The organism is Photobacterium sp. WH24 (assembly GCF_019204055.1).
GTDB classification, from domain to species: Bacteria; Pseudomonadota; Gammaproteobacteria; order Enterobacterales; family Vibrionaceae; genus Photobacterium; species Photobacterium arenosum.
The window spans coordinates 28206-42174 of record NZ_JAGSOZ010000019.1 but is presented as its reverse complement, the minus strand read 5'-3'; the positions used below and the strand labels follow the sequence as shown (position 1 = coordinate 42174).

Sequence of the window (13969 nt, the reverse complement as noted above, 5' to 3'; positions counted from 1 at the left end):
TTCGTGGGAAAAGTCATAGCTGTTGCCAACCAAAAAGGTGGTGTGGGTAAAACCACAACCTGTGTCAATTTAGCTGCGTCACTGGCCGCCACCCAGCGTAAAGTGCTGGTGATTGATCTCGACCCGCAAGGGAATGCCACCATGGCCAGCGGTGTCGACAAGTATCAGGTTGATGCCACTGCCTATGAGCTTCTGGTCGAAGAAACCCCGTTTTCAGAAGTCGTGATCACCGAAAATGCCGGTGGATACCATCTGGTGGCCGCCAACGGTGATGTGACTGCTGCAGAAATCAAATTGATGGAAGTGTTTGCCCGCGAAGTGCGGTTACGTACTGCGCTGGAACCGGTACGGGATAAGTACGATTTTATTTTTATCGACTGTCCCCCTTCCCTCAACCTGCTGACCATCAATGCGATGACAGCGGCGGATTCTGTTCTGGTGCCAATGCAGTGCGAATATTTCGCTCTGGAAGGTCTGACGGCCCTGATGGACACCATCAGCAAGCTGGCTGCCGTGGTCAATGCCGATCTCAAGATAGAAGGCTTGCTCCGCACCATGTATGATCCGCGCAACAGGCTGGCGAATGAAGTGTCCCAGCAACTGAAGAAGCATTTTGGTGATAAGGTGTACCGCACCGTGATCCCACGTAATGTGCGTCTGGCCGAAGCCCCGAGTCATGGCTGTCCGGCCATGTACTACGATAAGACCTCCAGCGGTGCCAAGGCCTACCTGGCGCTGGCCGGAGAGATGATTCGTCGTGAGGAAACCGCGCGGGAACCTGCTCAGGTAGAGGCGTAAGCAAGCATGACCATGAATAAACGAGGCCTGGGAAAAGGCCTTGATGCACTGCTGGCCACCAGTTCGGTGGCCCGAGAAAGACAACAGGCCACAGAGGCTGTCAGCAAGGAAGAAACGGTACCGGAAGAAGGCGCGCTGCGCGAACTGCCGGTCAGTCAGCTGCAACCGGGTCAGTATCAGCCACGTCAGGATATGTCAGCAGAAGCGCTGGCGGAACTGACTGATTCTATCCGTGCTCAGGGGGTGATCCAGCCTATAGTGGTTCGCCAACTGGCCCCGCAACAGTATGAAATCATTGCCGGCGAACGTCGCTGGCGGGCGTCTCGCCAGGCAGGCCTGTCTAAGGTTCCCTGTCTGGTCAAAGACGTGGATGATCGTGCCACCGTCGCGATTGCCCTGATTGAAAACATCCAGCGTGAAGATCTCAATGCTATTGAGGAAGCTCAGGCGCTGGAGCGATTGCAGAATGAATTCTCCCTCACCCATCAGCAAATTGCCGAAGCGGTCGGCAAGTCCCGCGCTGCTGTGTCTAACCTGCTGCGTTTAAACCAGCTGGAGCCACAGGTTAAGCGGTTGCTGGCCCAGCGGCAGCTGGAAATGGGTCACGCCCGTGCATTGCTGTCACTGGTTGCTGAACAGCAACTGGAAGCGGCTCACACCGTCGTGGCGAAATCTCTGACGGTAAGGGATACCGAGCGTTTGGTGAAAAAACTGCTCACCCCTGCCCCGGAGGTCGCCCCTGTCTCTGTCGATCCCAAGGTTGAAGCGATGGAAAATCGTCTGAGTGAGCAATTTGGCACTCAGGTTGCGATTAATCAAAGCAAAAGCGGTAAAGGTAAAATAATCATAAATTTTGACGAGCCCCAGAAGTTACAGCAACTTTTGGCAATGTTAAGTTCAGAAGTGTGACCGGATTCTTACTATTTTTGCCGTAAAAATGACCACTGCGTGATCGGGATAATGTGTTATAAATTCTAACTGTTTTTTTATTGTGATTAGATTGCATTCAATCTAATGAACCGTATAATTTTCGCAGTTTTCCCAGCACGACGTATGTGTAGTGGAACGGACTCGAGGAATGAATACATGGTTTCGACGCTAGTCAGGCCGGGACGCCAATTGGCGAAGCGGTTGTTGTTACTACAATCTGGCGTCGTTTTGACAACGGCAATCATGGCAGTGTTTGCTGTCAATGTTGACTGGGGAATCTCTGCACTTATCGGTGGCGGCATCTTTGTGATAGCTAACGCCGCTTTTTCTGTGTGCGCTTTTCTCTTCGGCGGGGCCACTAAGGCCCGTCTGGTAATGGCGTCATTTTACGGCGGAGAAGTGCTGAAAATCCTCATTACAGTCATCTTGTTTTCCCTTGTCTACCTGTATGTCGAGGTGGAACTTGTTCCCCTCAAGCTGACCTATTTGCTGGCTCTGGGTATTAATATCTGTGCGCCGGTTTTATTCATTAACAACAACAAATAGGATGAGTTATGGCTGCGCCAGGTGAAGCGCTTACACCTTCCAGTTACATCACTCACCACCTGACAAACTTATCAACCGATAAGCTGGGTCTGGTGGCCGAGGGAAGTTTCTGGGCGGTACACATCGACAGCCTTTTCTTTTCTGTGTTGACAGGTGCGATCTTTCTGGGATTGTTCCGTCTGGCAGCGAAGAAGGCAACCTCAGGGGTGCCGGGTAAGCTACAGTGTTTTGTGGAAATAATGGTGGAATTCGTTGACAACAGCGTTAAAGAAACCTTTCATGGCCGCAACGCGCTGATAGCTCCGCTAGCTCTGACGATTTTCTGCTGGATTTTCTTGATGAACGTCATGGACCTGGTTCCAATCGACTTTCTTCCGTATCCGGCGGAGCATTGGCTAGGTATTCCTTATCTTAAGGTCGTACCGTCTGCTGATGTTAACATCACCATGGCAATGGCGCTGGGTGTCTTTGCATTGATGATCTACTACAGCATCAAGATCAAAGGCCTGGGCGGTTTTGCCAAAGAACTGGCACTGCACCCGTTCAATCACCCGGTTATGATTCCGTTCAACCTGCTACTGGAAGTAGTTTCGCTGCTGGCGAAGCCTATTTCTCTCGGCATGCGTCTGTTCGGTAACATGTTCGCCGGTGAGGTGGTGTTTATTCTTATCGCGGCGCTGATGCCGTGGTGGGCACAATGGCTGGGCTCGGTTCCGTGGGCAATTTTCCACGTCCTGGTCATTACGATTCAATCTTTCGTCTTTATGATGCTGACTATCGTGTACCTGTCTCAGGCTCACGAAGACAATCATTAATACGTAAACAATTTTATTTTTTATTTACTGGCATTTAGGCCGACAACAATAAACTGGAGATAGTGATGGAAACTTTACTAAGCTTTTCTGCAATTGCCGTGGGCATCATTGTAGGTCTTGCTGCCCTGGGTACTGCGATTGGTTTCGCCCTGCTGGGTGGTAAGTTCCTTGAAGGCGCTGCTCGCCAACCTGAAATGGCTCCTATGCTGCAAGTTAAGATGTTCATCATCGCAGGCCTGCTGGATGCGGTTCCAATGATCGGTATCGTTATCGCTTTGCTATTCACATTCGCTAACCCATTCGTTGGACAGCTGGCTGGTTAATCCACGAACGTAACGGACCCATAGCTACCCTGTTTAAGGAGATGCCGTTGTGAATATGAATGCAACATTACTGGGTCAGGCTATCGCGTTTTTCCTGTTTGTGGTCTTCTGCATGAAATATGTATGGCCACCAATTATGGAAGCGATTGAAGAGCGTCAGAAAAAAATTGCTGACGGTTTGGCAGCAGCGGATCGCGCTGCCAAAGATCTCAACCTGGCGCAGTCAAATGCTTCTGATCAACTGAAAGAAGCAAAACGTACTGCAACTGAACTGATTGAGCAAGCTAACAAGCGTAAAGCTCAAATCATCGAAGAGGCCAAAGCGGAAGCGACGGCCGAGCGTGAAAAAATTCTGACTCAAGGTCGTGCTGAAATTGATGCAGAACGTAATCGCGCGCGCGATGACCTAAGAAAACAAGTTGCAACTCTGGCTGTGATTGGTGCTGAGAAAATCATTGGGCGTACTATCGATAAAGACGCTCATGCTGATGTTCTTAACAAAGTCACTGCAGAACTGTAATAGAAGGGGCAAGCACCATGTCGGAAATGACTACTATCGCACGCCCCTACGCTAAAGCAGCCTTTGATTATGCGGTTGAGAAAGGTGAGCTGGCCCAGTGGTCAGAAATGCTCACCTTTGCTTCGGAAGTCGCTAAAAACGATACCATTCTGGATGTACTGGATGGTGGTTTTGCGGCAGACAAACTGACGGAAATCTTTCTGTCAGTTTGCGGCGAGCAACTCAACGACGCCGGCCAGAACCTGATTAAGGTCATGGCCGAAAACGGACGCCTGAAAATTCTTCCTGAAGTCTGTACTCAGTTCCTGTTCTTGAAAGATGAACTGGAAAAAACCATCGAAGCCAGTGTGATCTCTGCGATCACCCTGGACGAAGGTCAAATGAGTGCAATCATCAGTAAGCTGGAACAGCGTCTGGCGCGCAAGGTTAAGCTGAACTGCAGTGTAGACGAGACCCTGATTGCCGGGGTTGTAATTAGAGCCGGAGACTTAGTCATCGATCAGTCAGTACGAGGCAAGCTTGCCCGTCTGAACGATACTTTGCAGTCTTGATTTGGGGAATTGGAGCATGCAACTTAATTCCACGGAAATTAGCGCACTGATCAAGCAACGGATTGAAAATTTCAATGTTGCCAGTGAAGCGCGTAACGAAGGCACCATCGTTTCTGTAAGCGACGGTATCATTCGTATCCACGGCCTTGCAGATGTCATGCAAGGTGAAATGATTGAACTACCAGGCGGCCTGTACGCACTGGCACTGAACCTTGAGCGTGACTCGGTAGGTGCTGTTGTAATGGGTCCATATGCCAGCCTTCAGGAAGGCATGAAAGTGACCGCAACCGGTCGTATCCTGGAAGTGCCTGTCGGCCCTGCCCTGCTGGGTCGTGTTGTCAACACTCTGGGTGAGCCGATTGATGGTAAAGGTCCGATTGAGACCGATACTTTCTCTCCGGTAGAAGTGATCGCACCGGGTGTAATCGACCGTAAATCTGTTGACCAGCCTGTTCAGACTGGTTACAAGGCGGTTGACTCAATGATTCCAATCGGCCGTGGCCAGCGTGAGCTGATCATCGGTGACCGTCAGATTGGTAAAACTGCCCTGGCGATCGATGCCATCATCAACCAGAAAAATTCTGGTATTTACTCTATCTATGTCGCTATCGGCCAGAAAGCGTCCACTATCGCCAACGTGGTACGTAAACTGGAAGAGCACGGTGCACTGAAGAACACTATCGTTGTAGTGGCGTCTGCTTCTGAAGCGGCAGCACTGCAATACCTGGCACCATACTCTGGTTGTGCTATGGGTGAATACTTCCGTGACCGCGGTGAAGATGCACTGATCGTATACGATGACCTGTCTAAGCAGGCTGTTGCTTACCGTCAGATCTCTCTGCTGCTGCGCCGTCCACCAGGCCGTGAAGCCTTCCCTGGTGATGTTTTCTACCTCCACTCCCGTCTGCTGGAGCGTGCTGCTCGTGTTAGCGAAGAGTACGTAGAAAAGTTCACTAACGGTGAAGTGAAAGGTAAGACTGGTTCTTTGACTGCTCTGCCAATCATCGAAACTCAGGCGGGTGACGTATCTGCGTTCGTACCGACTAACGTTATTTCGATCACCGATGGTCAGATCTTCCTGCAAACAGAACTGTTCAACTCTGGTATTCGTCCAGCGGTTGACCCAGGTATCTCTGTATCGCGTGTAGGTGGTGCTGCTCAGACCAAGATCATCAAGAAACTGTCTGGTGGTATCCGTACTGCACTGGCTCAGTATCGTGAACTGGCGGCCTTTGCCCAGTTCTCCTCTGATCTGGACGACGCGACTAAGCGTCAGCTGGACCACGGTCAGAAAGTAACTGAACTGATGAAGCAGAAGCAGTACTCGCCAATGTCTGTTTTCGAGCAGGCGCTGGTGATTTTCTCTGCTGAGAAAGGTTACCTGAAAGATGTTGAGCTGACTAAGCTGGCAGATTTCGAAGCTGCGTTACTGTCTTACGCCAAGAGTCAATTTGCTGAGCTGGTAGCTCAAATTGATGAAACGGGTGCGTGGAACAATGAAATTGAAGCCCAGTTCGTGAAACTGGTTGAAGATTTCAAAGCGACCCAGACTTGGTAATTGGTTGGTGATCGCATGCGATCACCAGCTCAAGGAGAGTAACGATGGCCGGCGCAAAAGAGATACGTAACAAGATCGGTAGTGTTAAAAACACTCAGAAGATCACTAAAGCGATGGAGATGGTTGCTGCGTCTAAAATGCGTAAATCGCAAGACGCTATGGAATCATCACGTCCATACGCACAAACAATGCGCAAAGTGATCGGTCATATCGCCCTTGGTAGCCTCGAATATAAGCATCCTTATTTAGAGGAGCGTGAGGCCAAGCGCGTAGGTTACATCATTGTTTCAACTGACCGTGGTCTGTGTGGCGGTTTGAACGTGAATCTGTTCAAACAAGCTATCGCAGGGATGAAGTCATGGTCAGATCAGGGAGCAGAGGTTGAACTGGCGCTGATTGGTGCTAAAGCCACTGCTTTCTTTAACAGCTACGGTGGCCGTGTTGCGGCTCAGGTAACAGGTTTAGGCGATAAGCCTTCTGTTGATGAGCTGATCGGTACCGTAGGTGTGATGCTGAAGAAATATGATGAGGGCCAACTGGACCGTTTGTATCTGGTGTACAACAAGTTTGTCAACACCATGGTTCAAGAGCCAGTGATCGATCAATTGCTGCCTTTGCCTAAGTCAGAAGACGAAGAAATGAAACGTAACCATGCTTGGGACTACATTTATGAGCCTGAGCCTAAACCTCTGCTGGATACCTTGCTGGTTCGCTATGTCGAATCTCAGGTCTATCAGGGTGTGGTCGAAAACCTTGCCTGTGAGCAAGCGGCCCGAATGGTTGCGATGAAAGCGGCAACGGATAACGCAGGTGATCTGATTGACGAACTGCAACTTGTGTACAACAAAGCCCGTCAGGCTGCGATTACACAAGAGCTGTCGGAAATCGTCTCCGGTGCTTCCGCTGTTTAAGGCAAAGAATTAATAAGTTTAGAGGATTAACGATGGCTACAGGTAAGATCGTACAGATCATCGGTGCGGTAGTCGACGTAGAGTTTCCACAGGACTCTGTACCACAGGTATATGATGCCCTACACGTTGATGCCAAAGAAAAAGGTACGCTTGTACTGGAAGTTCAGCAGCAGCTGGGTGGCGGCGTAGTTCGTGGTATCGCCATGGGTAGTTCTGATGGTATGCGTCGTGGTCTGACTGTTGAAAATACAGGCCGACCAATTGAAGTACCGGTAGGTACAGCGACTCTGGGACGTATCATGAACGTTCTGGGTCAACCTATTGACGAATGTGGTGAGATCGGTGAACAAGAGCGTTACGCTATTCACCGTGCAGCACCAAGCTATGAAGAGCAGTCTAACGCGGTTGAACTGCTGGAAACCGGCGTAAAAGTTATCGACCTGGTTTGCCCATTCGCTAAGGGTGGTAAAATCGGCCTGTTCGGTGGTGCTGGTGTAGGTAAGACCGTTAACATGATGGAACTTATCAACAACATCGCCCTGAAACACTCAGGTCTGTCGGTATTTGCCGGTGTAGGTGAGCGTACCCGTGAAGGTAATGACTTCTACTACGAGATGCAGGAAGCCGGGGTTGTAAACCTGGAAAATCCAGCTGAATCAAAAGTAGCAATGGTTTACGGTCAGATGAACGAGCCACCGGGTAACCGTCTGCGCGTTGCTCTGACTGGCCTGACTATGGCTGAAAAGTTCCGTGATGAAGGCCGTGACGTACTGCTGTTCATCGATAACATCTATCGTTATACCCTGGCCGGTACTGAAGTATCAGCACTGCTGGGTCGTATGCCATCTGCAGTAGGTTATCAGCCTACGCTGGCAGAGGAGATGGGTGTACTTCAGGAGCGTATCACGTCGACTAAGACGGGTTCTATCACTTCTGTTCAGGCCGTTTACGTTCCTGCGGATGACTTGACTGACCCATCACCAGCGACCACGTTCGCCCACTTGGATGCGACGGTTGTACTGTCTCGTCAGATCGCTTCTCTGGGTCTGTACCCAGCGATCGACCCACTGGATTCTACATCACGTATGCTGGATCCTCTGGTTGTTGGTCAGGAGCACTATGACATTGCACGTGGTGTACAAAGCACCCTGCAGCGTTATAAAGAGCTGAAAGACATCATCGCCATTCTGGGTATGGACGAGCTGTCTGAAGACGACAAGCAAACTGTTGCCCGCGCACGTAAGATTGAGCGTTTCCTTACTCAGCCTTACCACGTAGCACAGGTCTTCACTGGCGACCCTGGTATCTATGTTCCTCTGAAAGATACTCTGCGCAGCTTCAAAGGCCTGCTGGCTGGCGAATACGATGATATTCCAGAGCAGGCATTCATGTACTGCGGCGCGATCGAAGACGCACTGGAAAACGCGAAGAAGCTGTAAGCTGAACAGGAGGCGATATGGCAGCGATAACTTTCCATCTGGACGTAGTAAGCGCAGAAAAGAGTCTTTTCTCTGGTCGTGCTGAAAATATCCAGGTGACCGGTAGCGAAGGTGAACTGGGTATTCACGCAGGCCACACCCCGCTGCTGACCGCTATCACGCCAGGAATGGTTCGGATCGTTAAACAACACGGTGGTGAGGAAGTCATTTACCTCTCCGGCGGTATGCTGGAAGTGCAGCCAGGTGCTGTCACTGTACTGGCTGATACTGCAATCCGTGGTGTTGATCTGGACGCAGCCAAGGCTGAAGAAGCGAAACGTCAGGCTGAGGAGCGTATCCACAGTCAGCATGGCGACATCGACTTCGCCCAAGCGGCCAGTGACCTGGCTAAAGCAATCGCCCAGCTTCGAGTGATCGAGCTGACAAGGCGTAAGCGTTAATCAGGTATCTGTGCAAAAAAGCGGCCTTAGGGTCGCTTTTTTTTTGCCTGCAGGCAGTTGCCCGGCTCCCGGTTGGCAGTGAAATGTCTTGGATGAGTTCACAAAGCCGTGGTTTGTCAGTGTATGCTGTGTCAATAATGATCGACAAAGACTTATATCGGATGCAGTGAGCCGATACAATGCATCCAGATATCCACCACATTGATAAGAAGGGACACTGATTCATGAGCTTCAGCGCTGTGATCCTGGCCGCGGGTAAAGGTACCCGCATGTATTCTGCTCTGCCTAAAGTTTTGCATACTCTGGCAGGTAAGCCGATGGTAAAACACGTAATCGATACCTGTAGCGATTTGGGTGCCGCGAATATTCATCTGGTGTATGGCCATGGCGGCGATCTGATGCAGGCGCGTCTGGCGGAAGAATCTGTGAACTGGGTACTTCAGGCTGAGCAGCTTGGTACCGGTCATGCTGTGAATCAGGCATCGGGTGATTTTGGTGATGATGAGCAGGTACTGATTCTCTATGGCGATGTGCCACTGATCAGTGGTGAGACGCTGGAAAAATTACTGGATGCACAGCCAGAAGGCGGCATTGGTCTGCTGACTGTAGTGCTGGATGATCCAACCGGTTATGGCCGCATCGTGCGCGAAGATGATGCTGTCGTCGCCATCGTAGAGCAAAAAGACGCCACGCAGGCACAACAGCAAATTTGTGAGATCAACACAGGTGTAATGGTCGCCAATGGCGGTGATCTCAAGCGCTGGCTGAGCCAGCTGAAAAACGACAATGCGCAGGGTGAATATTATCTGACTGACGTGATTGCCATGGCCCATGCTGAAGGCCGTCATATCCAGGCGGTCCACCCGGCCTTAGCGGTCGAAGTGGAAGGCGTTAACAACCGCCTGCAACTGGCGCGTCTGGAACGTGCTTACCAGAGCCTTCAGGCTGAGCGTTTGCTGGTACAGGGCGTAATGCTGCGTGACCCGGCTCGTTTTGACTTGCGCGGTACCCTGCAATGTGGCCAGGATGTCGAAATTGATGTCAATGTCATCATTGAAGGCCATGTCACCCTGGGTGACAATGTGGTGATCGGTGCGGGTTCGGTGCTGATTGACTGCGAAATCGATGATAATACTCTGGTGCGCCCTTACAGCATTATTGAAGGGGCGACGGTCGGTGAAGACTGTACTGTGGGGCCGTTTACCCGCCTGCGCCCGGGCGCTGAGCTGGTGGGTGATTCCCATGTCGGTAACTTTGTCGAAATGAAGCAGTCCCGTCTCGGTAAAGGCTCTAAGGCCAGTCACCTGACATACCTGGGCGATGCGCAAATCGGTGATCGGGTCAATATCGGCGCCGGAACCATCACCTGCAATTATGACGGTGCGAATAAGTTCCGGACTGAAATCGAAGACGATGTTTTTGTCGGTTCAGATACGCAGCTGATCGCCCCGGTGAAAATTGGTAAGGGTGCCACTATCGGAGCCGGCGCCACCATTAACCGCGATGTGGGTGACGGTGAGTTAGTGATCACTCGCGCCCCGGCCCGGACAATAAAAGGCTGGAAGCGACCGGAAAAGCAAAAATAACCCGGAACGGCTAACAGACAGGCAGCGCTCAGGCGCTGCTTTTTTTTGCCGTAAACTCAGCTTGCCGCACAGCTTATTGGCTGCCATCTTGGTATTTTCTTGATCTTACTTCTTTTGGTTTGCTATATTTGGTTTCAGTTCGAAACTTAAATAATAAGTAAAACTTACATGTCGAAACGAAACACCCAGCAGAGACGCCATGGCATTGTCGCTCTGGTCAATGAACAGGGCGAGGTCAGTGTCGATGCGCTGGCTCAGCAATTTGCTACGTCCGAAGTGACTATCCGTAAAGATCTTGCTGCGCTGGAAAAAGCCGGTCTGCTGCTGCGCCGCTATGGCGGGGCGATTGCCATGCCCTCAGAGATTGTGGCGGCGGGTCATGAACCGGAAGTTTCGATTCGAAAGCAAGCGATCGCCCAGGCTGCTGCAGCCCGTATCCGCGATCATAACCGCATTATCATAGACAGCGGCAGTACCACGGCCGCTCTGATTGGCCTGCTGGGTGACAAGCAGGGCCTGATAGTGATGACTAACTCACTCAATGTCGCTAATGCCCTCAATGAGCTGGAAAACGAGCCGACCCTGCTGATGACGGGGGGCACCTGGGATCCGCATTCCGAAGCGTTTCAGGGCCAGGTCGCCGAGTCTGTGCTGCGTTCCTATGATTTTGACCAGCTGTTTATCGGTGCCGACGGCATTGATATCACTCGCGGTACCACTACTTTCAACGAACTGATCGGCCTGAGCCGGGTGATGGCAGAAGTCTCACGGGAAGTGGTGGTGATGGTCGAATCCAGCAAAATCGGACGCAAAATCCCGAATCTTGAACTGCCGTGGAACAGCATCAGCACCCTGATCACCGATCAAGGTCTGGATCCGGTTGCCAGGGCAGAAATCGAACAGCAAGGGGTGCAGGTGATCTGCGCCGCCGTCAAAGTATAAATCTTAATTTTTTCAGGAGTATTTTCTATGTGTGGAATCGTCGGGGCGGTGGCCCAACGCGATGTGGCTGGCATTCTGATTGAAGGTTTGCGCCGGCTGGAATACCGGGGTTACGACTCTGCCGGAGTGGCTGTGGTGGACAGCGACAATGCCCTGCAGCGAGTTCGCCGTCTGGGTAAGGTGCAGGAGCTGGCTGACGCCGTAGCCACCAACCCGCTGTCCGGCGGCACCGGTATTGCCCATACGCGCTGGGCGACCCACGGTGAACCTTCCGAAACCAATGCTCACCCCCATGTGTCCGGCGAGCACATCGCGATTGTTCATAACGGCATTATCGAGAATCACGAATCGCTGCGTACTGTGCTCACCGAACGCGGCTATACCTTCGTTTCTCAGACAGATACCGAAGTAATTGCTCACTTGGTGGACTGGGAACTGCGCAGCGCCGACAGCCTGCTGCAAGCGGTGCAGAAGACAGTGTCTCAGCTGGAAGGTGCCTACGGCACTGTGGTGATGGACAGCCGTGATCCGAACCGGATTGTGGTGGCCCGCTCCGGCAGCCCGCTGGTGATCGGCTATGGCGTTGATGAGCATTTTGTTGCCTCAGATCAGCTGGCCCTGCTGCCGGTGACCCGCCGTTTTGCGTTCCTGGAAGAAGGAGATGTTGCGGAAGTGACCCGTTTTGAAGTGAACATCTTCGATAAACAGGGTGAGCCGGTTGAGCGCGAGATCAAAGAATCGGAAGTGTCGCACGATGCCGGTGACAAAGGTCAGTACCGTCATTACATGCTGAAAGAAATCTATGAACAGCCGGTAGCGCTGCAACGTACCATGGAAGGCCGGCTGGCGAATGGTAAAGTGCTGGCATCAGCCTTTGGCGATAACGCCGAAGCCCTGCTGCAGAAAGTGAAACATGTTCAGATCATTGCCTGCGGAACCAGTTATCACGCCGGTCTGGTGGCGCGTTACTGGCTGGAGCAATGGGCGGGTGTATCCTGTAATGTCGAGATTGCCTCTGAGTTCCGTTACCGCAAATCACATGTGTATGAGAACAGTCTGCTGGTCACCCTGTCCCAGTCTGGTGAAACTGCCGATACCCTGGCCGCGCTGCGTCTGGCCAAGGAAATGGGTTACATGGCCAGCCTGACCATCTGCAACGTGCCTGGCTCGTCGCTGGTGCGTGAATCCGACCTGGCCTACATGATGAAAGCCGGGGCGGAAATCGGTGTGGCGTCCACCAAAGCCTTTACCGTGCAGCTGGCCGGTTTGCTGATGCTGGTGGCGGCGATTGGCCGCGGTAAAACCATCGATGATGCGCTGGAAGCCAAGCTGGTGGCGGCACTGCAAAGTCTGCCGGCCAAAATTGAGCAGACGCTGGCGATGGCGGACGACATTGAAGCCCTGGCAGAAGATTTCGCCGACAAGCACCACGCCCTGTTCCTGGGCCGCGGTGAGCAGTCGCCGATTGCCATGGAAGGTGCGCTCAAGCTGAAAGAGATCTCTTATATCCATGCTGAAGCCTATGCTGCGGGTGAGCTGAAACACGGCCCGCTGGCCCTGATTGATGCCGACATGCCTGTGATAGTGGTGGCGCCGAACAACGAGCTGCTGGAAAAACTGAAGTCGAATGTCGAAGAAGTGCGTGCCCGTGGCGGCCTGATGTATGTGTTTGCCGATGTGAATGCCCACTTCGCCAGTGACGACACTATGACAGTGCTGAACGTACCGCATTGCGACGAGTTCATTGCCCCTATCCTCTACACCTTGCCGCTGCAGTTACTGTCGTACTATGTGGCGCTGATCAAAGGCACGGATGTTGACCAGCCGCGCAACCTTGCCAAATCGGTGACAGTAGAATAAGACACGGCTGTCTTAGCCCTGAGATAAAGGCGTCAATTGTGGCGCCTTTGTTCGTTTTACCCTTCGCCCCTACTCCCAGCGTCTATGATTTAGTACAGAAGTGACGTTTTTTGTTTGCGAAATCAGATGCTTTGGTTGAATTCTTCCTGTTTTGCGTTGCGCTTTGCAATCCCGAAATGTCGCCTTCTATAACATATTGATATTTTTATAAAAATAATAACACCTGAGTTGGCTGATTTTATGCTGGCCTGTTTGGTCGGAACATATTGCAGTGGTGGAGGTATTGATGACAGATCCTAAAGCGAAGATCGCCTCGCGGATCAAGGAAGCGCGAGAGTGGAAAGGCCTGACTCAGGTACATATGGCTCAGCAACTGGGGGTCGCCCGGCAAACTTATCTGGACCTGGAGACAGGAAAAACCGAGCCTAAAGTGCGTTTGCTGTCGGCGATTTCAGAAATCACTGAGCGGCCGCTGACCTGGTTCGTGTACGGGGATGAAGGATTGGAAATTCTGGAAAGCGAATATAAAGAAGAAATTGACCGCTTGCTCCAGTATTTCAGTCGTCTGCCCCATTCGGCCCGGAATGTGATTTTGCAGCAGAGTATCAATCTGGCCGGTTTCATGGCGGAATACACCCGGGCGCTGACCCAGAAAGATAAATCCTGACGGGAGCGATAAGGGTAGTGAAAAGGATAAAGGTGAAAGAAAACAGCCCCGTTTATACGGGGCTGTGTTTTTCTGGCTGGTTT

General features: G+C 51.8%; 15 protein-coding genes. All 15 read left to right on the top strand.

The window, feature by feature from the left end:
- Positions 1 to 3: 3 nt before the first annotated feature.
- The 15 genes from KCG43_RS18325 (at position 4) to KCG43_RS18255 (ending at position 13886) form a co-directional block, all read left to right on the top strand.
- Complete coding sequence (locus KCG43_RS18325) at positions 4 to 798, top strand: ParA family protein (protein WP_027251738.1); 795 nt, start codon at positions 4 to 6, stop codon at positions 796 to 798.
- A 12-nt stretch (positions 799 to 810) separates the two neighbouring features.
- Entirely contained in the window at positions 811 to 1707 is an 897-nt protein-coding gene (locus KCG43_RS18320) for a ParB/RepB/Spo0J family partition protein (RefSeq protein WP_192017643.1), read from the top strand.
- Between the two features lie 177 nt (positions 1708 to 1884).
- A complete protein-coding gene (locus tag KCG43_RS18315; protein WP_027251736.1) occupies positions 1885 to 2274 on the top strand; it encodes a F0F1 ATP synthase subunit I in 390 nt (129 codons plus the stop codon).
- Positions 2275 to 2282: 8 nt separating this feature from the next.
- Positions 2283 to 3089, top strand: a complete 807-nt coding sequence (gene atpB / locus KCG43_RS18310) for a F0F1 ATP synthase subunit A (protein WP_192017642.1) — start codon at positions 2283 to 2285, stop codon at positions 3087 to 3089.
- Positions 3090 to 3154: 65 nt separating this feature from the next.
- On the top strand, positions 3155 to 3412 hold the full coding sequence (atpE, locus tag KCG43_RS18305; protein WP_005302247.1) for a F0F1 ATP synthase subunit C: 258 nt from the start codon (positions 3155 to 3157) through the stop codon (positions 3410 to 3412).
- A gap of 49 nt (positions 3413 to 3461) precedes the next feature.
- The gene (gene atpF, locus KCG43_RS18300) at positions 3462 to 3932 is read left to right on the top strand and encodes a F0F1 ATP synthase subunit B (protein ID WP_192017641.1); all 471 of its coding nucleotides are present in this window, start codon (positions 3462 to 3464) and stop codon (positions 3930 to 3932) included.
- Between the two features lie 17 nt (positions 3933 to 3949).
- Positions 3950 to 4483, top strand: a complete 534-nt coding sequence (atpH, locus tag KCG43_RS18295) for a F0F1 ATP synthase subunit delta (RefSeq protein WP_192017640.1) — start codon at positions 3950 to 3952, stop codon at positions 4481 to 4483.
- A 16-nt stretch (positions 4484 to 4499) separates the two neighbouring features.
- Positions 4500 to 6041 (top strand): F0F1 ATP synthase subunit alpha, encoded by a 1542-nt coding sequence (gene atpA / locus KCG43_RS18290; protein WP_027251732.1) that lies wholly within the window; start codon positions 4500 to 4502, stop codon positions 6039 to 6041.
- Between the two features lie 44 nt (positions 6042 to 6085).
- Positions 6086 to 6952 carry a F0F1 ATP synthase subunit gamma gene (atpG, locus tag KCG43_RS18285; protein ID WP_192017639.1) on the top strand — a complete coding sequence of 289 codons (867 nt, stop codon included), beginning with the start codon at positions 6086 to 6088 and terminating at the stop codon, positions 6950 to 6952.
- Positions 6953 to 6984: 32 nt separating this feature from the next.
- Positions 6985 to 8391, top strand: a complete 1407-nt coding sequence (atpD, locus tag KCG43_RS18280; protein ID WP_218386726.1) for a F0F1 ATP synthase subunit beta — start codon at positions 6985 to 6987, stop codon at positions 8389 to 8391.
- 17 nt (positions 8392 to 8408) lie between these two features.
- Positions 8409 to 8831 (top strand): F0F1 ATP synthase subunit epsilon, encoded by a 423-nt coding sequence (locus tag KCG43_RS18275; protein WP_192017637.1) that lies wholly within the window; start codon positions 8409 to 8411, stop codon positions 8829 to 8831.
- 224 nt (positions 8832 to 9055) lie between these two features.
- Complete coding sequence (glmU, locus tag KCG43_RS18270; protein WP_218386724.1) at positions 9056 to 10417, top strand: bifunctional UDP-N-acetylglucosamine diphosphorylase/glucosamine-1-phosphate N-acetyltransferase GlmU; 1362 nt, start codon at positions 9056 to 9058, stop codon at positions 10415 to 10417.
- A 168-nt stretch (positions 10418 to 10585) separates the two neighbouring features.
- Positions 10586 to 11359 carry a DeoR/GlpR family DNA-binding transcription regulator gene (locus KCG43_RS18265; protein WP_218386722.1) on the top strand — a complete coding sequence of 258 codons (774 nt, stop codon included), beginning with the start codon at positions 10586 to 10588 and terminating at the stop codon, positions 11357 to 11359.
- Between the two features lie 27 nt (positions 11360 to 11386).
- On the top strand, positions 11387 to 13219 hold the full coding sequence (glmS, locus tag KCG43_RS18260; RefSeq protein WP_192017634.1) for a glutamine--fructose-6-phosphate transaminase (isomerizing): 1833 nt from the start codon (positions 11387 to 11389) through the stop codon (positions 13217 to 13219).
- A 286-nt stretch (positions 13220 to 13505) separates the two neighbouring features.
- On the top strand, positions 13506 to 13886 hold the full coding sequence (locus tag KCG43_RS18255) for a helix-turn-helix transcriptional regulator (protein WP_027251725.1): 381 nt from the start codon (positions 13506 to 13508) through the stop codon (positions 13884 to 13886).
- Positions 13887 to 13969 lie beyond the last annotated feature (83 nt).

Excerpts from the sequence above, each read along its gene's own strand:
- glmU (WP_218386724.1), top strand. The coding sequence starts at position 9,056 with ATGAGCTTCAGCGCTGTGATCCTGGCCGCGGGTAAAGGTACCCGCATG.
- glmS (WP_192017634.1), top strand. The coding sequence starts at position 11,387 with ATGTGTGGAATCGTCGGGGCGGTGGCCCAACGCGATGTGGCTGGCATT.
- KCG43_RS18275 (WP_192017637.1), top strand. The coding sequence starts at position 8,409 with ATGGCAGCGATAACTTTCCATCTGGACGTAGTAAGCGCAGAAAAGAGT.
- atpD (WP_218386726.1), top strand. The coding sequence starts at position 6,985 with ATGGCTACAGGTAAGATCGTACAGATCATCGGTGCGGTAGTCGACGTA.
- KCG43_RS18255 (WP_027251725.1), top strand. The coding sequence starts at position 13,506 with ATGACAGATCCTAAAGCGAAGATCGCCTCGCGGATCAAGGAAGCGCGA.
- atpG (WP_192017639.1), top strand. The coding sequence starts at position 6,086 with ATGGCCGGCGCAAAAGAGATACGTAACAAGATCGGTAGTGTTAAAAAC.
- KCG43_RS18320 (WP_192017643.1), top strand. The coding sequence starts at position 811 with ATGAATAAACGAGGCCTGGGAAAAGGCCTTGATGCACTGCTGGCCACC.
- KCG43_RS18315 (WP_027251736.1), top strand. The coding sequence starts at position 1,885 with ATGGTTTCGACGCTAGTCAGGCCGGGACGCCAATTGGCGAAGCGGTTG.
- atpA (WP_027251732.1), top strand. The coding sequence starts at position 4,500 with ATGCAACTTAATTCCACGGAAATTAGCGCACTGATCAAGCAACGGATT.
- atpB (WP_192017642.1), top strand. The coding sequence starts at position 2,283 with ATGGCTGCGCCAGGTGAAGCGCTTACACCTTCCAGTTACATCACTCAC.
- atpE (WP_005302247.1), top strand. The coding sequence starts at position 3,155 with ATGGAAACTTTACTAAGCTTTTCTGCAATTGCCGTGGGCATCATTGTA.
- KCG43_RS18265 (WP_218386722.1), top strand. The coding sequence starts at position 10,586 with ATGTCGAAACGAAACACCCAGCAGAGACGCCATGGCATTGTCGCTCTG.
- atpH (WP_192017640.1), top strand. The coding sequence starts at position 3,950 with ATGTCGGAAATGACTACTATCGCACGCCCCTACGCTAAAGCAGCCTTT.